At 72.5% G+C, this 19965-nt stretch carries 14 protein-coding genes; 6 read left to right on the forward strand and 8 right to left on the reverse strand.

Annotation, left to right across the window (positions count from 1 at the left end; genetic code table 11):
* The first annotated feature begins 134 nt into the window (after positions 1 to 134).
* Positions 135 to 1346, forward strand: coding sequence for a hypothetical protein (locus tag GPJ59_RS11550; RefSeq protein WP_219666893.1), 1212 nt, complete (start codon positions 135 to 137; stop codon positions 1344 to 1346).
* A gap of 200 nt (positions 1347 to 1546) precedes the next feature.
* Positions 1547 to 3727, forward strand: a complete 2181-nt coding sequence (gene helR, locus GPJ59_RS11555) for an RNA polymerase recycling motor ATPase HelR (RefSeq protein WP_219666895.1) — start codon at positions 1547 to 1549, stop codon at positions 3725 to 3727.
* A 77-nt stretch (positions 3728 to 3804) separates the two neighbouring features.
* On the opposite strand, the gene GPJ59_RS11560 is transcribed toward helR, so the two are convergent.
* Positions 3805 to 5340, reverse strand: coding sequence for a hypothetical protein (locus tag GPJ59_RS11560; protein ID WP_258024243.1), 1536 nt, complete (start codon positions 5338 to 5340; stop codon positions 3805 to 3807).
* A 110-nt stretch (positions 5341 to 5450) separates the two neighbouring features.
* On the opposite strand from GPJ59_RS11560, the gene GPJ59_RS11565 reads away from it, so the two are divergent.
* Together GPJ59_RS11565 and GPJ59_RS11570 are read left to right on the forward strand one after the other, a co-directional pair.
* On the forward strand, positions 5451 to 5990 hold the full coding sequence (locus GPJ59_RS11565) for a WcaF family extracellular polysaccharide biosynthesis acetyltransferase (RefSeq protein ID WP_308120250.1): 540 nt from the start codon (positions 5451 to 5453) through the stop codon (positions 5988 to 5990).
* Positions 5987 to 7111 (forward strand): glycosyltransferase, encoded by a 1125-nt coding sequence (locus GPJ59_RS11570; RefSeq protein WP_219666904.1) that lies wholly within the window; start codon positions 5987 to 5989, stop codon positions 7109 to 7111. Before GPJ59_RS11565 ends, GPJ59_RS11570 begins: the two co-directional genes overlap by 4 nt.
* A gap of 152 nt (positions 7112 to 7263) precedes the next feature.
* Here the strand turns inward: GPJ59_RS11570 and GPJ59_RS11575 are convergent, their stop codons facing one another.
* The 5 genes from GPJ59_RS11575 to gmd all read right to left on the reverse strand — a co-directional run bounded on the left by GPJ59_RS11575 (position 7264) and on the right by gmd (position 13628).
* Positions 7264 to 7626, reverse strand: coding sequence for an SH3 domain-containing protein (locus GPJ59_RS11575; RefSeq protein ID WP_219666906.1), 363 nt, complete (start codon positions 7624 to 7626; stop codon positions 7264 to 7266).
* A 103-nt stretch (positions 7627 to 7729) separates the two neighbouring features.
* Positions 7730 to 8725 (reverse strand): AraC-like ligand-binding domain-containing protein, encoded by a 996-nt coding sequence (locus GPJ59_RS11580; RefSeq protein ID WP_219666908.1) that lies wholly within the window; start codon positions 8723 to 8725, stop codon positions 7730 to 7732.
* Positions 8726 to 8843: 118 nt separating this feature from the next.
* Entirely contained in the window at positions 8844 to 9524 is a 681-nt protein-coding gene (locus GPJ59_RS11585; RefSeq protein ID WP_219666909.1) for a hypothetical protein, read from the reverse strand.
* A 74-nt stretch (positions 9525 to 9598) separates the two neighbouring features.
* Positions 9599 to 12379: a CBM96 family carbohydrate-binding protein gene (locus GPJ59_RS11590; RefSeq protein WP_219666921.1), complete on the reverse strand. Its 2781-nt coding sequence runs from the start codon at positions 12377 to 12379 to the stop codon at positions 9599 to 9601.
* A 235-nt stretch (positions 12380 to 12614) separates the two neighbouring features.
* Positions 12615 to 13628 (reverse strand): GDP-mannose 4,6-dehydratase, encoded by a 1014-nt coding sequence (gene gmd, locus GPJ59_RS11595; RefSeq protein WP_219666922.1) that lies wholly within the window; start codon positions 13626 to 13628, stop codon positions 12615 to 12617.
* A gap of 206 nt (positions 13629 to 13834) precedes the next feature.
* Between gmd and GPJ59_RS11600 the strand changes: the two genes are divergently transcribed.
* Positions 13835 to 14770: a GDP-L-fucose synthase family protein gene (locus tag GPJ59_RS11600; protein WP_219666923.1), complete on the forward strand. Its 936-nt coding sequence runs from the start codon at positions 13835 to 13837 to the stop codon at positions 14768 to 14770.
* A gap of 118 nt (positions 14771 to 14888) precedes the next feature.
* Here GPJ59_RS11600 and GPJ59_RS11605 read toward each other — a convergent pair whose 3' ends face one another.
* Complete coding sequence (locus tag GPJ59_RS11605; protein WP_219666924.1) at positions 14889 to 16364, reverse strand: sugar transferase; 1476 nt, start codon at positions 16362 to 16364, stop codon at positions 14889 to 14891.
* A gap of 425 nt (positions 16365 to 16789) precedes the next feature.
* Between GPJ59_RS11605 and GPJ59_RS11610 the strand changes: the two genes are divergently transcribed.
* Positions 16790 to 19057 (forward strand): M4 family metallopeptidase, encoded by a 2268-nt coding sequence (locus tag GPJ59_RS11610; RefSeq protein ID WP_219666925.1) that lies wholly within the window; start codon positions 16790 to 16792, stop codon positions 19055 to 19057.
* Positions 19058 to 19194: 137 nt separating this feature from the next.
* Here GPJ59_RS11610 and GPJ59_RS11615 read toward each other — a convergent pair whose 3' ends face one another.
* Positions 19195 to 19740, reverse strand: coding sequence for a hypothetical protein (locus GPJ59_RS11615; protein WP_219666926.1), 546 nt, complete (start codon positions 19738 to 19740; stop codon positions 19195 to 19197).
* Positions 19741 to 19965: the final 225 nt, after the last annotated feature.

Genomic DNA, 19965 nt, shown 5'->3' on the forward strand with positions numbered 1-19965 from the left:
GCGAAGGCCGGCAAGGGCGCCGCCGCGGACACCGCTCCGGCCCCGGCCCCGGGCGCCGGCCCGGAGCCGGAGCAGCACCTCGCCGGCGACGGCACCGACACGGTCGCCCTGCGCACGGTCCGCTCGGGCCGCAGGTGAGCCGGCGGGGTGTCGCCGCCCTCGCCTCCGTCCTGGACCAGGCCGCGTCCAGCGCCACCAACATCCTGGTGCTGGTACTGGCGGCCCGGCTGTCCTCGGCGGCCGGCTTCGCCGCGTTCTCCATGGTGTACGTGGCCTTCAGCGTGCTGCTCGGCCTGAACATGGCGTACGTCGGCCAGAGCGTGGTACTGGAGCGCGGCGAGCGGCTGGGCGCGGTGTGCCGCTCGGCGGTGGCGTTCACGGCGGCCGCGTCGGCGGCGGTGGGCGCGGTACTGGCGGCGGTGGGCGCGCTGCTGCCCGGGCCGGCCGGCGGGGCCTTCCTGGCCCTGGGCCTGGTCCTGCCGCTGGTGCTGCTCCAGGACGGGCTGCGCTACTGCTTCTCGGCCCTGCGCACGCCGCAGCGGGCGCTGGCCGCGGACGCGCTGCGGCTGGTGTGCGTGGTGGCGGCGCTGGCGGCCCAGCCCTCGGGCGCCGCGCCCGCCCGGCTCGTGCTGGCCTGGGGCCTGTCGGCGCTGCCGGCGCTGGTGCTGGGGCTGTGGCTGCTGCGGCCGTACGTACGTGGCGAACGGGCCGAGCTGCGGCCGTACCTGCGGCGCGGGCACCTCGGGCAGCGGTTCGTGGTCGAGTTCGCGGTGGGCAACGGCTCCAGCCAGCTCGCCGTACTGGGCCTCGGGGTGTTCGCCACCCCGCTCGCGGTCGGTGCGCTGCGCGGTGCGACGACGCTGTTCGGGCCGCTGAACGTGCTGTTCAACTCGGCGAACGCCTTCGGCCCGCCGGTCCTGGGCCGCCTGGGCGGCAAGCGTGCCACGGTCCGGGCGACGGTGGCGCTGGGGCTGGTCCTGGCGGCGGTCGGCGCGGGCTGGGCCGCCGCCCTGTACCTCCTGCCGGCCCGGTACGGGCGGATGCTGCTCGGGGAGACGTGGGAAGTGGCTTCGGAGCTGCTGCCGGCGACGGGCGCCCAGTACGCGGTGATGGCCCTGGGGACGTGCGCGCTGCTGACCCTGCGGGTGCTGGAGCCGAAGGCGACGCTGTCGGTGCAGGTGGTCTTCTCGCTGCTGTCGGTGGCGCTGCTGCTCGGCGGCTATGCGGCCTTCGGCGCCGCGGGTGCGGCCTGGGGTCTGGCGGCCGGCTCGGCCCTGAAGGCCTCCGCGGCCTGGCTGCGCGTGTCCCGCGTCCGCGTCCCCGTCCCAGCAGCGGCTCCGGCCTGAGCGGGGCGGTGGCAGCCGCCGTACGCAGTACGAGGGGGACCTGACGGACGAACAGTCGGCGAGGTCCGTCGGCGAGGCCAGTTGGCGAGGCCTACCCCTCGCCACTCTCAACATATAGCGCACCGGGGGGCTTGCGGCAAGGCCCCGTTCGTACCGCAGAATCAGCCGCTCAAGGCTTCCACCTGCGGAAAGTTGACGACTTGAATCCCGTGACCACCAGCGCGTTCGACCTTCCCGGCCACCTCTCCCCCAAGGCCGACCCGACCCTGATCGCCGGCGACGAGCAGCACTTCGCGGCCCTCGCGGAGAGCCTCCACCAGGCGATCGCCGACCTGTCCGACCGCCTCGACGAGCTGCGCAGGGCGCCCGGCGGCCTGGGCCGGGAGGCGATGGACCGGGACGTGGAGATCCACCGGCTGACCGCCCGGCTGCGCACCCTGCGCCGCTTCGGCCTGGACCTGTGCCTCGGCCGCATCGTCGGCGCGGACGATCCCGAGCCCGTGTACATCGGGCGGCTCGGCCTGACCGACGGCGCGGGCAACCGGCTGCTGATCGACTGGCGCTCGCCGGCGGCCGAGCCGTTCTTCGCCGCGACCCACGCCGACCCGATGGGTCTGGCGAGCCGCCGACGGTACCGCTGGACCCGCGGCCGGATCGGCGACTACTGGGACGAGGTGTTCACCGCCGACGGCTTCGAGGGGCACGCCGCGCTCGACGACCAGTCCGCCTTCATCGCCAGCCTGGGCGCCGACCGGTCGCCCCGGATGCGCGACGTGCTCGGCACCATCCAGGCCGACCAGGACGCCGTCATCCGCGCCGGCTCCAGCGGCGCCCTCGTCGTCGACGGGGGTCCGGGTACGGGCAAGACCGTCGTCGCCCTGCACCGCACCGCCCACCTCCTGTACTCCGACCCCCGCCTCGGGCACCGCCGCGGCGGCGTGCTGTTCGTCGGCCCGCACCAGCCCTACCTGGCCTACGTCGCCGACGTCCTGCCCAGCCTCGGGGAGGAGGGCGTGCAGACCTGCACCGTGCGGGACCTCGTCGCCGAGGGCGCGACGGCGACCGTCGAGAGCGACCCGGACGCGGCCCGGCTGAAGTCGTCAGCCCGCATGGTGCAGGCGATCGAGAAGGCCGTGGGCCTCTACGAGGAGCCGCCCGCCAAGGGGATGACGGTCACGGCCGCCGGCGCCGACATCCGGCTGAGCCCCGCCGACTGGGCCGAGGCCTTCGAAGCGGCGGCCGGCACCCCGCACAACGAGGCGCGCGAGATCGTCTGGGCGGAACTGGCCACGATCCTGCTGGACAAGTGCGCCGACGAGGACGTCTCGCCCGAGGAGTTCCGCAGGTCGCTGCGGTACGACGAGGAGCTGGTCGCGACCCTGGAGCGCGCGTGGCCGCTGATCGACGCGGCCGACCTCGTCGCGGACCTGTGGTCGGTGCCCGCCTACCTGCGGATGTGCGCCCCGTGGCTCGACCGTGACGACGTACGGACCTTGCAGCGGGCGGACGCCCGGGCCTGGACGGTGTCCGACCTGCCGCTCCTGGACGCGGCGCGGCTACGGCTGGGCGACCCGCAGGCGGCGCATCGCAGCCGCCGGCGCGAGGCGGCCCTCGCGGCCGAGCGCGCCCGCATGGCCGACGTCATCGACAACGTCCTGGCCGCCGACGACGACGGCGAGGGCGCGGTGACGATGCTGCGCGGGCAGGACCTGCGGGACAGCCTGGTCGACGAGAGCGCCGTGCCCGCCGCCGACCCGGACCGGCTGGCCGGCCCGTTCGCGCACATCGTCGTGGACGAGGCCCAGGAACTGACCGACGCGGAATGGCAGATGCTGCTGCTGCGCTGCCCGTCCCGCAGCTTCACGGTCGTCGGGGACCGCGCCCAGGCCAGGAACGGGTTCGCGGAGTCGTGGCGGGAGCGGCTGGAGCGGGTCGGGCTCGACCGGATCGAGGTGGCCTCGCTGGGCATCAACTACCGTACGCCGGAAGAAGTCATGGCGGAGGCCGAGCCGGTCATCCGGGCCGTGCTGCCCGACGCCAACGTACCGGCGTCCGTGCGCAGCAGCGGCATCCCCGTCGTCCACGGCTCGGTCGCGGACCTGGACGCGGTCCTCGACTCCTGGCTCGCCGCGCACGCCGACGGCACCGCCTGCGTGATCGCCGCGGGTGACAGCGGTGCCAGCGGTGCCAGCGGTGACAGCGCGTTCCGGGAGAGGTCCCGCGTCCGGTCGCTGACCCCGCAGCTGTCGAAGGGGCTGGAGTTCGACCTGGTCGTCCTCGTCGAACCGGAGGCGTTCGGCGAGGGCATCGAAGGAGCGGTCGACCGCTATGTGGCGATGACCCGGGCGACCCGGCAGCTCGTCGTCCTCACGGGGTCCTGACGCGGACCGGGCCGTCCCGCCGCGGGCACGGGGCCGCCGCGGCGGGCGGGCACGGGCCGCCGCGCCGGGCAGTACGGCTAGCGCAGCGTCGTCGACGCGTCCGTGCGGTACGTCGCCACCAGCGCCAGGCACAGTGCGGCGATCGCCACCCGCCCCGACGCCTGCAGCAGCGGCCCCCGCAGCAGGATGAAGGAGTAGCCCGCGACCAGCGGGACCACCACCGAGATCAGGCTGCCCGGTGGGGTCCTGCGGGTCGCGCGCCTGGCGTACCGGCGGTCCACGCGGGCCGACGCGTAGCCCATGCCCAGCAGTCCCGCCCCCATCCCCAGCGGGCCGAAGTCGATCCACAGCTCGGCCCAGATCGGCGAGGACAGGTTCGTGTTGACCGTGCCCATCCACTGGCCGACCATCACGCCGGTGTCCCTCGGCTTGCCCGGCCACACCGAGCGGGGCACGGCGAAGAGCACCGACCCGGCGAACTGGCGGCCGTAGAAGTGGCCCGGGCCCGACTCCGCGAAGGTGATGGTGTTGGCGAACATGCCGATCTGGTCGTAGTCCTTGAGCGCCATCGGCTCCAGGAACGACGTGGTCTCCACCGGCTTGTAGTTCTTCTCGTCGTAGCGGAAGCGGTCCGCGAACGGGAAGACCAGCAGCGCCACCACCACGGCCATGGACAGCGCGACCCGGTACATCGCCGCGCTCACCGGGAAGACGGCGAACAGCAGCGCGAACAGCACCGTCAGGAACCAGTAGCGCGGGTTGGATACCGGGTTGTTGACCACCAGGTTGAGCAGCGCCAGCGCCGCCCAGGTGAGGATCACCGAAACCTTTCGGCGGGCGTACGTCGAGGTCACCAGCCAGCGCGTGTACAGCAGCAGGGCCAGCAGCGCCGGGACGGTGCCGAAGCCGCGCAGGAAGGCCTGGCCGGCCTGGCCGTCGCCGTTGGAGACGCCCGCCTCCTGGATGCCGGCGATGATCTCCTGCCGGCTGCTGAAGAAGACCGCCGGGCCGCCGAGTTTGACGATGAACGCCCCGCTGGCCAGGAACGCGAACACGGTCAGCAGCTGGAGCCGGCGCCGGTGCGCCATGACCGGCCGCGGCTCCTTCTGCGAGCCGCCCGCCCGGCCCGCCGGCCGGTGCCGGGCCAGCAGGACGCCGACGTCGAACGCGCAACAGCCCAGGAACACCAGGGCGATGGCCCAGGTCAGGTCGGAGCGCGGGCCGACCACCGGGGTGGGCACCTGGCCCAGGACGGCCTGGGCGAGCGGGGCCACGCCCATCGCCATGTAGACGAACAGCCAGAAGGAGCCCTGGAGGAGCTTGCGCCGGCTGGTGAGCACCATCGCCGACAGCCGGGCACCCGCGTACATCGTCAGCGCCAACTGGAGCCAGAACGCCGCGTCGTGGGCACCGGCGCCCGGCTGGACGGCCACGAACAGCGGCAGGAAGACCGTGAAGCCGAGCGCCAGGGGCACCGACAGGGCCCGGGAGAGCAGGGTGCGCGGGGTGGTGACCCGCCCCCACAGGGACTCGTCCTCCTGCGGGACCGGCGGCGCCGGTGACGGCGGCGGTCCGGAGGGCACGGAAAGCGGGCCGCGTACGTCCGTTGCCATGTGCCCCCACCCCTGTGCGATCTCCGGCCGCAGTCTAATCTGAGCGGACGGCGCCGGGGGAGGCGCCGACGGGGCGGAACGAGTGGGGGGGACTAGTGGGGGGTACTTCGGTGCGCAATCTTCCGGCCTTCACGCTGGCCGGATACGACAAGGGCCGCGGACTGCTGGTGCAGGCGCTGTGGTTCGCGGTGATGAACCTGCTGTTCATGTCCTGGTTCTGCCCGGCCCGGCTGCGGGTGGCCCTGCTGCGGGCCTTCGGCGCGCGGATCGGCGAGGGGGTGCTGATCCGGCACCGGGTCCGCGTCCTGTGGCCGTGGAAGCTGACCGTCGGGGACCACACCTGGATCGGCGAGGGCGCCTGGCTGCTGAACCTGGAGCCGGTGACCATCGGAGCGAACGTGTGCGTGTCGCAGGAGGCGATGCTCTGCACCGGCTCGCACGACCACCGGGCCGCCGACTTCCGCTACCGCAACGCCCCGGTCACCGTCGAGGACGGCGCCTGGGTGGCCGTACGGGCGACCGTGCTGGCCGGGGTCACCGTGGGCCGGCACGCCGTCGTCGGCGCGGGCGCGGTCGTCCACCGGGACCTGCCCGAACTGACCCTGCAGACCGCCGACGGCACGCGCCGCCCCGTGGAGGAGCCCAAGTGAGAGTCCTGCACGCGGTCACCCTGCACTCCCCCAGCCACGCCTTCGGCGGTCCGGTCCGGGTCGCGCTGAACCTGGCCAAGGGCCTGCGCGCACGCGGGCACGAGGCCTGTCTGCTGGCCCTCGGCGAGGGCTTCGGCGACCCCTGGCCGACTCAGGTCGAGGGGGTGCCGGCCAAGCTCTTCCCGGCCCGCCGGCTGCTCCCGCTGGGCTTCAGCGGGATGACCTCGCCGGCGCTGCTGGCCTCGGCGGGCCGGCTGGTGCGGAACGCGGACGTGGTCCACGTCCACCTGGCCCGCGACCTGGTGACGCTACCCGTGGCGCTGGCCGCCCTGCGGGCCGGCAAGCCGCTGGTCCTGCAGACCCACGGCATGGTCGACCCGAGCGGGAAGGCCCTGGCCAAGGTGCTGGACGCGGTGGCGGTACGCCGGGTGCTGCGCGGTGCGGGCGCCGTGCTGTACCTGACCCCGCACGAACGGGACGCTCTGGACGCGGTGGTGGGCGGCGCGCCGCTGGCCACCACCGTGCACCTGGTCAACGGCACCCCGGCGCAGGAGGAGCGACCGCCGCTGTCGGGGCCGCCGCGCATCCTGTACGCGGCCCGGCTCCAGGCCCGTAAGCGGCCGGTGGACCTCGTGGACGCGGCGCCGGCGATCCTGGCGGCCCACCCGGACGCGGAGTTCGTGGTGGCCGGCCCGGACGAGGGCGAGCAGGCCGCGGTGCGGACGCGGATCGAGGCGCTCGGGCTGGGCGCGCGGTTCACCGTGCCGGGGCCGCTGAGCGGCCGGAACGTGCTGCGGGAGCTGCGGCGGGCGCACGTCTACGTACTGCCGTCCGTGGACGAGCCGTTCCCGATGTCGGTGCTGGAGGCACTGTCGGTGGGCGTGCCCCCGGTGGTGACCCACTCCAACGGGCTGGCCCGGGCCGTCGCCGCGGCCGGCGCGGGCGCGGCGGTGGAGCCGGGTCCGGCCGGGGTCGCCGAGGCGGTGCTGGCCCTGCTGGACCCGTCCGCCAACGCCGAGGCCTCCGCCGCGGCCCGCAAGCTCGCGGCGGAGGCGTACTCGATCGACGCGGTGGTCGAGTCACTGCTCGACGTCTACGGGTCGGTCCGGCGGGGCGACTAGTGCGGTCGCCGCACCAAGCGGGCTCAGCAAAGTCCGGTGCGGTACCGCGCCCCGTCAGGGGCGCGGGGCTGTCCGGATATGCAGCTCCGCTGCGTGGGCGCGACCAGCCCCCACCGGCCCGCGGATCCATCACCGCATTTCCAGCGGGGCGCTCAGCACTTGACGAGGCTGCCGCGGTCTCGCAGGTTGTCGTCGCGGATCCACCCCTTGACGCCCGTGGAGTCGTTACGGACGTACGTCCAGGTGCGGCTGCCGACCACCTTGTAGCAGTGGTAGTCGAGCTTGTGGTTGGGCGTGGCGACGCCGTTGGCGCGGCAGTCGGTGCTGGGCCCCGACCGCATGTTCACGTTCGCCGTGGCGCTCTTGACCCAGGAGCTGTTGTCCTTGTCCCCCGGGCTGGACGGCGAGCACGCCGTCGGCGCGGCCGCGGCCGGGCCGGCGGCGACGACGGGTGTGAGCACGGCGCCGATGAGCAGCGTGGCCGCGGCCAGGGCGCGTCGCCGGTTGTCTCGCATGTGAGTTCCCCCTTGCTTCGGTCGTTCGGTCGTGGACGACTCTGCCAAGGGGCCGGGCCCGCCTGAATAGCAGCGCGTGCCAGGCCCTTGGCATTGCGTGCCGTCATCCCGCGGGCGCCGCCGCCACCGTGGTCGCCAGGTGGCGGAACTCGTTCGGGGTGATCCCGTACGCGGTGCGGAAGGCCCGGGTGAAGTCGGCGGGGCGCTCGTATCCCCAGCGGGCGGCGATCGCGTGGATGGTGGAGCCGAGCAGGGCCGGGTCGCCGAGGTCGCGCCGGGCGTGCTCCAGGCGCTGGCGGCGGATGAAGGCGCCGACGGGCTCGCCGTAGGTGTGGAAGAGCCGGTGCAGCGTGCGCAGCGAGATCTGGTGGGCGGCGGCCACCGCGGAGGGGCTGAGCCCGGGGGCGGTGAGGTTGTCCACGATGAACGCCCTGACCCGCAGGTGCAGCAGCCGCTGGCGGGAGTCGGGCGGCTGCCCGGCCGGCCGGTCGAGGTGCTGGGCGAGGACCGCGCCGACGAGGTCCAGGGCGGTCTGCTGGAGGCGGGGGCCGTCGGAGGGGGTCCAGGCGCCGCACTCCTCGGTCAGCCCGACCAGGAACTGGGTGAGCAGGCGGCCGACGCCGTGCCGGGCCGGCAGTCTGGTGGCCAGCAGCCGGCCGAGCTGGCGGTCACGGAAGGGCAGCAGCTCCTTGGCGAACTGCACCAGGACGCTGGCGACCGGGGCGCCGCCCGGGTCGGCGTAGGCGTCGAACGGGCGGGAGCTGTCGTAGAGCACCAGGTCGCCGGCGCCGAGGTCGGCCGTGCTGCGGTTCTGCTCGATGCTCTGCCGGCCCGAGAGGGTGACCAGCACCTGGTAGTACTCGGGGTCGGAGCGGCGGATCAGCGCGGGCGTCCGCTGCGAGCGCAGGGCCGCGTAGCTCAGGAGCGAGAGCTGTCCGCTGCCGAGGGACGTACTGAGCAGCCGGGCCGAGCTGTCCGTCCCGTCGTCGCCCGGCAGGAAGCGGAAACGGGTGGTCACCGCGGCCAGGGCGGTCGTCTCGGTCCAGGCCTCGGCGCGCTCGCGCGGGGATGACACACAACTGTCGAAGACCACTTTCATGGGTCAAGCGTGACCCGTGGCACCTGTTGCGCTAAAGGGTGTCATTCCGGCCGCAGCCGTACGGGAAAACCCGGGCGGGACCGGAGGTTCCGGTCCCGCCCGGGCCTTGGGGAGTCGCTTACGCCGGGATCCAGGCGTAGCAGCCGGACGACTCGAACTCCGCCGTGCCCGCGGGGATGTCGGCGGTGATCCGCGCGCCCGGCTGCGGCGGGGTCTGCGGGCCGGTGGCCAGGACCGCGCCGTCCTTGCCGCGGGCCTGCCAGGTGCAGGCGGCGGCCTGGGTCAGCGCCCGGTACGTGCCCGCGGCCGGGGCCGTGCGCGTGCCGTCGCCGAAGCCCTTCTCGGCGACGGCCAGCAGCGGCTTCTGCTCCGGGCACAGGTACGGGATCGCGTCCTTCGCGCCCTTGACCTCGCCCGAGGCGATGGAGCCGATCGCCGCGTCCTTGTCCCGCTTTGCGGTGCGCTCGATGCGCTGGCACGCCTCCTGGCCGCTCTGCAGGACGGCGGCGGGGTCCATCTTCTCCGGGACGCGCCCGCTGAGGTACTTCTTCTCGTTGTCCTTGAAGCTGCCCGTCTTCGGGGTGAGCTTCGCGTCCGGGAGGACCGGCCCGGTCGGCTTCGCGTCCGGGCCGGCGGATGCCGCGGCCGGGGAGTCGGCCGGGTCCGGGGCCGCCGACGCGGCCGGCGGTTTGGCCTTCGGCGCCTCGGCGGCGTCGGACGCGCCGTCGCCCGAGCTGCACGCGGTCAGCGTCAGGGCGGCGGCCAGCAGGACAGCGGCCGCTGCCGAGCGTCGGTACATCACAGGGCTCCCACGGGTACGGAGATCAAGGGTCCGGGCGGGTGCCGGGCGCGGACGCCCGGCACCCCCGGGGGTTACTTCGGGCCGAAGGTGAGCACCAGCTGCGGGGTGCCCTCGTTGGCCGTGGCCTCGGCGGACCAGATCCACAGCGGGTCGGTGCCCGTGCTGGTCAGGGCCATGCTGTAGCTGGTGCCGAGGACCGCCGAGACGGCCGCCGTGTCCAGCTCCACGGTGTGGACGGCCGAGCCGTCCGGGATGCCGGAGATGGAGCCGAGCGGGCCGGTGCCCAGCGTGGGCTTGGTGTTGAAGGTGGTGCCGGCGCCGCTCCAGGTGCCGGTGACCGGGACCACCGAGACGGTGTCGGCCGTACCGGCGCCCGCCTGCGTGGTGGTCTTGATCTGCAGCGACGCGGCCTTGAGGACCTGGCCGGCGGGGGCCGCCGGCACGGGGAAGCGCAGGTACGTCTCGTAGGCGGAGGTGCCGCGCACCGCGAGCGAGGAGGAGCTGCCGTAGGCGGTCGACGGGGCGCCCTGGTTGATGTAGGTGTCCTCGGTCGCGGAGACCTCGGTGACCGTGTCGGCCGGGGCCTTGGCCAGGTTGAAGTGGTTCTGGACCTGAGCCTGGGTGAGGGCGGTCGGGTAGACGGCCGTCTCGTCGATCTGGCCGGCGAAGAAGTTGCTCGTCGGGCGGTTCGGCCAGTTGGACAGGTTGTCTCCGCCGACGTGCCAGTAGCCCGCGTAGGAGTGGTGCGTGGTGACGTCCAGGGTGCCCTTGTTCTGGCCGTCGACGTACAGCGCCATGCCGGCCGGGCCCTGGGTGGCGACGACGTGGTGCCACTTGTTGTCGTTGTACGTGTCGAACAGGCCGGTGGTGATGACCTTGGTGCTGCCGCTGTAGACGCCGAAGGCGAGGCGGCCCGTGTTGGTCATGTAGATGTGCTTGTCGTACGAGCCGCTGTTGCGGGTGGTGTTGTTGCCGAACCCGATCAGCTTGCCGCCGCGCGTGGTGCCCGTCTTGAACCAGGTCTCCAGCGTGTAGCTGCTGCCCACCGTCTGGCGGTGGTCGCTGTGGATCTGCTGGCTGGTGCCGTTCAGGCCGACCGCCGTGCTGGAGCCGGTGGTCGCGCCGGGCGACTGGCGCAGGGCCGGGGCGTTCACCTGGACGCCGCTGGTGTTGCCGTTGACCGAGGAGTCGGCGGTGAAGGGGCTGCTGACGTCGTCGTAGCGCCAGTAGAGCTGGGCGCCGTCCTGGCGGACCTGGTCCGGGTAGGGCTGCACCGTGGCCGGCACGGTCACCGGGGCGGTGGCCGACAGGGCGCTGGTGTTGCCCGCGGCGTCGGTCGCGGTCACCCGGTAGGTGTAGGACTGGCCGGCCTTGACGGTGGTGTCGGTCCAGGACGCCTGCGGGCGCTCCCACTCCAGGGAGTCGGCCTCGACCGTGGCGAGCGGGGTGGCCGCGCCGTTGCGGTAGATCCGGTACGTCAGCTTGCTGTCGTCCGCGTCGTAGCTGGTGCGCCAGCGGACCTGGACCTCGCCGGGCCTGACGCTCGCGGCGCTGACGACCGGGGTGGTCGGCGCGCCGGTGTCGCCGGTGGAGGCGAAGCGGGTCAGGCTCTGCTGCGCGGTGCCGTTGATGAGCGTGAACTCACCGCCGACCCACATGTACTTGACGTCGTTCTTCTCAGCCACGGCCATCACGCGCGGGCCGATGCCCTCGCCGAGGCCGTCGTTGGAGGTGGGGTGCCAGCCGAGCTTGCGCGGCCCGCGGACGAAGCCGTCCACGGGGGCGGGGGCGCCGTTCTTGTGGTCGGTGGGCTGGGCCAGGAAGTAGTGGCGCTTGCCGTCGGGGAAATCGCCTTCGAGAGAGCAGTCGTGCGCGTGCGAGGAGCTGTAGAGCACGCCGTCGTACGGCAGCACGAACTGGGTGGCGCCCAGGCAGCGGTCGCGCCACTTCTCGTTGAAGTCCGTCAGGTTCAGGCCGATGCGGCCGTCGAAGACACCGCCGCCGGAGCCCTCGTTGCCCGTGTAGAAGCCGGTGGCGTCGGTGGCGATGTCCTTGACGACCGAGTTGGACGGGATGGTGCCGTAGGTCTTGCGGACCGCGCCCGAGGTGGCGTCCACGACGGCCAGGGCGTGCGAGTCGGCGCCGTTGACGGTGAAGAAGTCGCCGCCCAGCAGGACGTGCTTGCCGTCCGGGGTCAGCTCGATGGCGCGGCCCGGCTCGTCGGCGTTGGCGGTGAAGGGCTTGAGCGCACCCGTGGCGGCGTCGACCGCGGCGAACCGCTCACGGACCTGGCCCTCGATGTTGTTGAAGTCGCCGGCCGCGTACAGCGTGTCGTCGCTGACGGCGAGCGCGCGCACGGTGGCGGGGAATCCGGGGTGGAACGAGGCCTTCGGGGTGCAGGTCGCGATGTCGATCGCGGCGACGCTGTTGACCTGGACGCCGTTGACGGCACCGAAGTAGCCGGCGGCGTAGAGGGTCTTGCTGTCCTTCGAGACGGTCAGCGCGCGTACGGTGGCGGTGCCGTCCCCGATGGTGAAGGAGAGCTTGCAGTCCGTGGGGGCGCCCGTGGCGGCGTCCAGCGCCACGAAGTTCACCGCTTCCTGCTCGGTGCCGCTGCCGGCCCCCTCCGGCGGGCGGACCGCCGAGAAGGTACCGCCGGCGAAGACGGTCCCGTTCGCCTGGGCCATGGCCCAGACGACGCCGTTGGGCTGCCAGGTCGGCAGGGCGTCGGCGGTGAAGGCCACCGGCGGCGTGACGGCGGACGCCTGCGGCATCAGCACCAGGCCGATTCCGGTGCCGGCACCGACCAGTGACAGGACGAGGGCAGCGGTCAGCCCTCTGGATCTACGCATGTGCCCCCCAGGGCATCGCCCGGTCTGAATGGCTGGAACTGTCCGAACAGCCATATGTACGTGGCGCAGACTAGGGCTCACGCGAGGGCCCGGTCACCTCACTTGACCCACTGAATACCCAACTGGGGCCAACAGCGTTCAGCACGGAGGGCGCACGACGGACATACGGCGTCTGCCCCGGTCATCGCCGGGTGGGGATGACCGGGACACGGCAAATCTAGGGAAAATATACGGCCTAGCGGTCGATGCGCACGGAGGCGCCGGCCAGTTGGTCCTGCACCTGGCGGATGTCGGCGTCCACCATGATGCGCGCCAGTTCGTCCACCAGGACCGTCGGCTTCCAGCCGAGCAGCTCCTGCGCCTTGCTGCTGTCGCCGATGAGGGCGTCGACCTCGCTGGGGCGCTCGTACTTGGGGTCGTAGCGGACGTGCTCGTTCCAGTCGAGGCCGGCGTGCCCGAAGGCCGCCTCGACGAACTCGCGGACGGTGACGGCTACTCCGGTGGCGACCACGTAGTCGGTCGGCTCGTCCTGCTGGAGCATCCGCCACATGGCGTCCACGTACTCGGGCGCGTAGCCCCAGTCGCGCACGGCGTCGAGGTTGCCGAGGTAGAGCCGGTCCTGGAGGCCGGCCTGGATGCGGGCGACCGCCCGGGTGATCTTGCGGGTCACGAAGGTCTCGCCGCGGCGCGGGGACTCGTGGTTGAAGAGGATGCCGTTCACCGCGAACATGTCGTACGCCTCGCGGTAGTTCACGGTCGCCCAGTACCCGAACACCTTCGCCGCGCCGTACGGGCTGCGCGGGTGGAAGGGGGTCTGCTCGTTCTGCGGCGGCGGGGTCGAGCCGTACATCTCGGAGGACGAGGCCTGGTAGATGCGGGTGCTGACGCCGCTGGCCTTGATGGCCTCCAGCAGCCGCAGCGCGCCGAGCCCGGTCACGTCGCCGGTGTAGAGCGGGGCTTCGAAGGAGACGCGGACGTGCGACTGCGCGCCCAGGTTGTAGACCTCGTCGGGCTGGATGTCGCGGAGCAGGTTCACCAGGGCCACGCCGTCGGAGAGGTCCGCGTGGTGCAGCACGAAGGATCGATTCGCCGTCTGCGGGTCCTGGTAAATGTGGTCGATCCGCTCGGTGTTGAAGCTGGACGACCGCCGCACGAGTCCGTGCACCGTGTAGCCCTTGGAGAGCAGCAGCTCGGCCAGGTACGAGCCGTCCTGTCCGGTGACACCGGTGATCAGTGCGGTCTTGCTCATGCGGGTTCCCCCCGGAATTCGTTGCTGTTGGTGGTGTTCGTGGTCCGGCGGGGCCTGTCGGCACCGCCGCCCCGGCATTCCCCGTGCCGGGCCCGACCGGAGTCGGAGGTTCCCGCATCGTACGCGCGTCCGTACGCGGCTCCGACGCGGGCCGCGCGGGCGGCGTCCGGCGCAGCCCTCGGACGCGGCCTGGCATCATCGCCGGTATGACAACTCTCCTGCCCGCGCACGCCCGGATCTTCGTCGCCGGCCACCGCGGCCTCGTCGGGTCCGCGGTCGCCCGGCGGCTCACCGCCGACGGCCACGACGTGATCACCCGGGGCCGCGAGGAGCTCGACCTGCGCGACTCCGCCGCGACCGAGGCGTTCCTGAAGGACGTCCGCCCCGACGCGGTGGTGCTGGCCGCCGCCAAGGTCGGCGGGATCATGGCCAACAGCACCTACCCGGTGCAGTTCCTGGAGGACAACCTCAAGATCCAGCTCAGCGTCGTCGCCGGGGCGCACGCCGCCGGGACGGGGCGCCTGCTGTTCCTCGGCTCCTCCTGCATCTACCCCAAGCTCGCGCCGCAGCCGATCAGCGAGGACGCCCTGCTGACCGGCCCGCTGGAGCCGACCAACGAGGCGTACGCGCTGGCCAAGATCGCGGGAATCGTGCAGGTCCAGTCGTACCGCAAGCAGTACGGGGCCTCCTTCATCTCGGCCATGCCGACCAATCTCTACGGTCCGGGCGACAACTTCGACCTGGAGACCTCGCACGTGCTGCCCGCCCTGATCCGCCGCTTCCACGAGGCGGCGGCCGAGGGCCGCGAGGAGGTCACCCTGTGGGGCAGCGGGACCCCGCGCCGGGAGTTCCTGCACGTGGACGACCTGGCGGCGGCCTGCGCGGTGCTGCTGGCCGGCTACGACGGCGACGAGCCCGTCAACATCGGCTGCGGAGAGGACCTGACCATCCGGGAACTGGCCGAGACCGTCGCCGAGGTGACGGGCTTCACGGGCCGGCTGGCCTGGGACACCGGCAAGCCGGACGGGACCCCGCGCAAGCTGCTGGACGTGACCCGGCTGACGTCGCTGGGCTGGAAGCCGCAGATCCCGCTGCGGGACGGCATCGCGGCCACCTACGCGTGGTGGCGCGCCCAGGGCTGAGCCCCCGGACGTACGGGCGGCCGGCCACCGCACGGCGGCGGCCGGCCCGCTCAGGGGGGCCGGCCCGCACACGGGGGCCAGCCCTCTCAGGGGGGCGCATCTCACGACGGGCAGCCCCTCAGTACGCCCCGCGGCCGTCGACGACGGCGCGGAAGGTACGGGCCACGACGTCGACATCGCTGGTGAAGGACCAGTTGTCGACGTACTGGAGATCGAGCTGAATCGTTTCGTCCCAGGACAGGTCCGAGCGCCCGCTGATCTGCCACAGGCCGGTCATGCCGGGGCGCACGGTGAGCCGGCGCAGTTCGACCTCGTCGTACTGCGCGACCTCCTCGGGCAGCGGCGGGCGCGGGCCGACCAGCGACATGTCCCCGGCCAGGACGTTGAACAGCTGCGGCAGTTCGTCGAGCGAGGTACGGCGCAGCAGCCGGCCGACCCGCGTGACCCGGGGGTCGCGGCGCATCTTGAACATCAGGCCGTCGTTCTCGTTGGCCCCGGCGAGCTCGGACTTGCGCCCCTCGGCGTCCACCACCATGGTGCGGAACTTCCACATCACGAACGGCACCCCGTCGCGGCCGATACGGCGCTGACGGAAGAATGCCGGCCCGCGCGAGCCGATCCGGATGGCCGCGACCAGTCCCAGGAACAGCGGCGACAGCAGCACCAGACCGACGGCCGCACCGGCCCGGTCCAGCACCGACTTCAGCACCGGCTGGACGCCCCGGCGCACCGGCGGCGCCACGCGCAGCACGGCCAGGCCGCCCGCGGACAGGGTCTCCAGCCGCTTGACCGAGACCTCCACCAGTCCCGGGAAGACCGCCAGTTCGAGCCCCGCGTCGTGCAGGGCCCAGGCGACGCGGCGCAGCCGCTCGCCCGCGATGCGCGCGCCCGGCGCGACGAGCACCAGGTCGGCGTGGTGGCTGCGGACCGCGGCGAGCACGGCCGCGGAGTCGGCGGTCGGCGCCTTCGGCATGGCGGCGTCGAGCCGGGCCGCGACCGGCACCCCGCTGTCGAGGGATCCGGCGCCGACCGGTACGACGCCGACGACGACGTACGGATGGTCGGTACGGGCGGCCAGATGCGCGATGACGTCCTCGGCGGACCCGGGCTCGCCGATCACCAGGACCCGGCTGACGGCCTGTGCCTCACGGCGGGCGGCGGAGAGGTGGCGGTACGTCAGTTTGCGCACGGCGACGGTGATCAGCAGGGCCGGGAGCAGCGCACCGAGCGCGGCCAGCCGCGGCGTGTCCTCCCCAGTGGCCGCACGCGCCACAGCCAGGACACCGATGAGAATCAGCCAGTCGTGCAGCACCGGCAGGACCGCGCGGGACTCCCCGAGCGCACGGCCGGTGTACCGTCGGCGCAGCGCCTGGACCCCCACCCAGGCGGCCGCGGCGCCGGCCGCGCAGTACCCGGGCCGCGCCTGCTGGGCTGCCTCGAAGACCAGCCCGACCGGAACGGCCGCGCCGACGACGTCGGCCGTCAGTACGGCGGGCAGGTACCAGCGCGCCTTGTCGCCGAGGCTGCGCAACGGCGCAGCATCATCCCCCGTCGCCCCGGCCACATGGCGCGCAGGAAAACGGACATGCCTCATGAGCCCCCCTGGCACGTGGTCTGGTCACATGGCGCCGTCCGTGGCTTCCCCTGGCGACGGACTGGTGGCGCACCGGCAAACAGTACGACAAACACCGGTACGGTTGATGCTGTTCGCCTGAATGCAACCTCAGGTTGTCCCTGCGTCAGCAACCGGTACCAATGGCTCCGGTTGACCCGTGTGCACCGCGTGACAACTCCTTCACCGCGCCTGCCACATCAAGGTGAACAGTTCGCATAGCGGACGCGTCCGGTCGGTCAACGAACCATTTCCGGCCAACCTTTTGACGCGCCCCTGACATCGCGCGCGGAAGCTGGCACTGTTCGATCCGCACTTCGCACATCTCACGCACAGCTTGCGCACAGCGCTGTTCTGCCCGGCGGCCCACCCAGCCTGCCGGACCCCCCTTGCAGAAGGAGTCTGCGTTGAGTCCCACCCCCCACCGGCGTGCCACCGCGGCCGGCGCGCTCGTCGCCGCGGCCGCACTGCTCGCCGTCGGTATACAGACCGGCAGCGCCACCGCCGACGCCACCGCGTCGCAGGCGCCCGCCGCCGCACGGTCGAACCCGGGCGCGGCCCCGTACCAGCTCAGCCCCTCGGAGCGTGCGACGCTCCTCGCCGGCGCGAGCTCCACGACCGCCCAGGCTGCCCGGGCCCTCGGCCTCGGCGACCAGGAGAAGCTGATCGTCCGCGACGTCGTCAAGGACGCGGACGGCACCACGCACACCACCTACGAGCGGACCTACGCGGGCCTGCCCGTGCTCGGCGGCGACCTCACGGTCCACGCCAAGGACGGTGTCACCAAGAGCGTCACCAAGGCGACGCAGGCCGAGATCAAGGTCGCAACCACCGACGCCACCGTCACCCCGGCCGCCGCCGAGGGCCAGGCCGTCGGCGCCGCGAACGCCGAGGGTTCCAAGGAGACCAAGGCCTCCAAGAACGCCCGCAAGGTGATCTGGGCCGCCGAGGGCACGCCGGTCCTCGCCTTCGAGACCGTCGTCGGCGGCCTCCAGGACGACGGCACCCCGAACGAGCTGCACGTGATCACCAACGCCCGCACCGGCGCGAAGATCAGCCAGTGGCAGGCGGTCCAGACCGGCACCGGCAACACGATGTACAGCGGCCAGGTGACCCTCGGGACCACCCAGTCGGGCAGCAGCTACAACCTGACCGACGCCGGGCGCGGCAGCCACAAGACCTACAACCTCAACCACGGCACGTCCGGCACCGGCACGCTCTTCTCCGGCAGCGACGACGTCTGGGGCAACGGCCTGCCCTCCAACCTGGAGACCGCCGGCGCCGACGCCCACTACGGCGCCCAGGTGACGTGGGACTACTACAAGAACGTGCACGGCCGCAACGGCCTGCGCAACGACGGCGTGGCCCCGTACACCCGGGTCCACTACGGCAACGCGTACGTCAACGCGTTCTGGAGCGACTCCTGCTTCTGCATGACCTACGGCGACGGCGAGGGCAACAACAAGCCGCTCACCTCGATCGACGTGGCCGCGCACGAGATGACGCACGGCATGACCTCGGTCACCGGCAACATGACCTACAGCGGTGAGCCCGGCGGTCTGAACGAGGCGACCTCCGACATCTTCGCGGCGGCCGTCGAGTTCTACGCCAACAACCCGAACGACGTCGGCGACTACCTGGTCGGCGAGAAGATCGACATCCGCGGCAACGGCACCCCGCTGCGCTACATGGACAAGCCGAGCAAGGACGGCTCCTCCAAGGACGCCTGGTACTCGGGCATCGGCTCGATCGACGTCCACTACTCCTCGGGCCCGGCCAACCACTGGTTCTACCTGGCCTCCGAGGGCTCCGGCCCCAAGGTCATCAACGGCGTGAGCTACGACTCGCCGACCTCCGACGGCCTGCCCGTCACCGCGATCGGCCGCGACGCCGCCGCGAAGATCTGGTTCCGCGCGCTGACGGTGGGCTACTTCAAGTCCACCACCAACTACGCCGACGCCCGCACGCAGACCCTGAGGGCCGCCGCCGACCTGTACGGCCAGGGCTCGGCGACGTACAACAACGTCGCCAACGCCTGGGCCGCCATCAACGTCGGCTCCCGCGTGGTCCAGGGCGTGACGGTCACCAACCCGGGCAACCAGAACACCGTCACGGGCAGCGCCGTCAACCTCCAGATCCAGGCCAGCAGCACCAACGCCGGTGCCCTGACCTACTCGGCCACCGGCCTGCCGGCCGGCCTGTCGATCAACTCCTCCACGGGTCTGATCACCGGCACCGCCAACACCGCCGGCACGAACAACGTGACCGTCACCGTGCGCGACTCGGCCAACCAGACCGGCACGGCGTCGTTCACCTGGACCGTCGGCAGCAGCCAGAACGTCTTCGAGAACACCACGGACTACCAGATCCCGGACAACGGCATGGCCGAGTCCCCGATCTCGGTGACCCGCGCGGGCAACGCCCCGAGCACGCTGAAGGTGGACGTCAACATCGTCCACACCTACCGCGGTGACCTCCAGATCGACCTGGTCGCCCCCGACGGCACGGCGTACCGGCTGAAGAACTCCTCCGCGTCTGACTCCGCCGACAACGTCGTGGCCACCTACACCGTGAACGCCTCCTCCGAGGTCGCGAACGGCACCTGGAAGCTGCGCGTGAGGGACGTCTACTCGGTCGACACCGGCTACATCAACAGCTGGAAGCTCACCTTCTGATCCCTGACCGCAGGGACCTGAGGGCAAGCCTCCGCTGAGCACGACACGGGGCCGCCCGGGAGAGACCCTCCCGGGCGGCCCTGTTCCACGTTCCGAGCCGGTCAGCCGGTCGGTCGGTCGATCTGTGGGTCTGTCGGTCAGTCGATGGCGCGGAAGACGGTGGAGAAGAGGTCGCTCTCCTCCTCGTCGACGAAGTCGTCTGCCACGTCGTCGGAGATCGCGTCGGCCGCGTCCGTCGGCTCCTTGGCCGCGTCGTCCTTGGACATCTCGTCCTTGGCCATGTCGTCCTTGGCCGCGTCGTCCTTGGCCTCGTCCTGCGCGGGCAGCGGCTTGGCCTCGTCCTGCGCCGCCTCGAAGACGACGGCGACGGCGTGGACGTCACCGGCCCGCTCGCCCGGGCCGGCCACCGCGCGCGGCTCGCCCTTGCACTCGGCGTTGTCGAAGAGCAGGGCCACCGCGTCGGTCTCGTTGGCCACCTCCACGGCGGGCTCCGCGGCCGAGGTGTGCTCCAGCGGCAGGCACTTGTCGTTCTCGAGGTCGCGGATCTGCGCGGACTGCTCCGCGCCGTTGTGGTCGACGAAGGTGTAGTGGAAGTCGCCGTCGGCGGCGAACGCCTGGCCGGAGGCGGGCAGGACGAGGGCGAGGGCTCCGACGACGGCGGCAGCGGTGGTGCGAAGACGCATGAGGGGGGTTTCCGTTCTTCGGCGAGGGGGATGCCGGTCCGGTGGCATCCCGACGGAGCGTAGAAGCGCGACCACCCGACGAAACCTTTCTGCACTCCGCGCCTCCCCCAGGTTCACCCGGCCTGCCCCAGCGGCATCGGCAGAACGGCCGTCGCGGGCATCGGCCGGAACGACTGCGTCGCAGTCCGTGTACCGGGCACAATCCGTGGGGGTCCGCCCGTCAAG

This window comes from Streptomyces bambusae (genome assembly GCF_019400985.1).
In the GTDB taxonomy this organism is placed as follows: Bacteria; Actinomycetota; Actinomycetes; order Streptomycetales; family Streptomycetaceae; genus Streptomyces; species Streptomyces bambusae_A.

Coding starts and splice junctions, on each gene's coding strand:
- GPJ59_RS11590 (WP_219666921.1), bottom strand. CDS start 12,379: ATGCGTAGATCCAGAGGGCTGACCGCTGCCCTCGTCCTGTCACTGGTC.
- GPJ59_RS11585 (WP_219666909.1), bottom strand. CDS start 9,524: ATGTACCGACGCTCGGCAGCGGCCGCTGTCCTGCTGGCCGCCGCCCTG.
- GPJ59_RS11580 (WP_219666908.1), bottom strand. CDS start 8,725: ATGAAAGTGGTCTTCGACAGTTGTGTGTCATCCCCGCGCGAGCGCGCC.
- gmd (WP_219666922.1), bottom strand. CDS start 13,628: ATGAGCAAGACCGCACTGATCACCGGTGTCACCGGACAGGACGGCTCG.
- GPJ59_RS11560 (WP_258024243.1), bottom strand. CDS start 5,340: ATGGCAACGGACGTACGCGGCCCGCTTTCCGTGCCCTCCGGACCGCCG.
- GPJ59_RS11605 (WP_219666924.1), bottom strand. CDS start 16,364: ATGAGGCATGTCCGTTTTCCTGCGCGCCATGTGGCCGGGGCGACGGGG.
- GPJ59_RS11575 (WP_219666906.1), bottom strand. CDS start 7,626: ATGCGAGACAACCGGCGACGCGCCCTGGCCGCGGCCACGCTGCTCATC.
- GPJ59_RS11615 (WP_219666926.1), bottom strand. CDS start 19,740: ATGCGTCTTCGCACCACCGCTGCCGCCGTCGTCGGAGCCCTCGCCCTC.
- GPJ59_RS11600 (WP_219666923.1), top strand. CDS start 13,835: ATGACAACTCTCCTGCCCGCGCACGCCCGGATCTTCGTCGCCGGCCAC.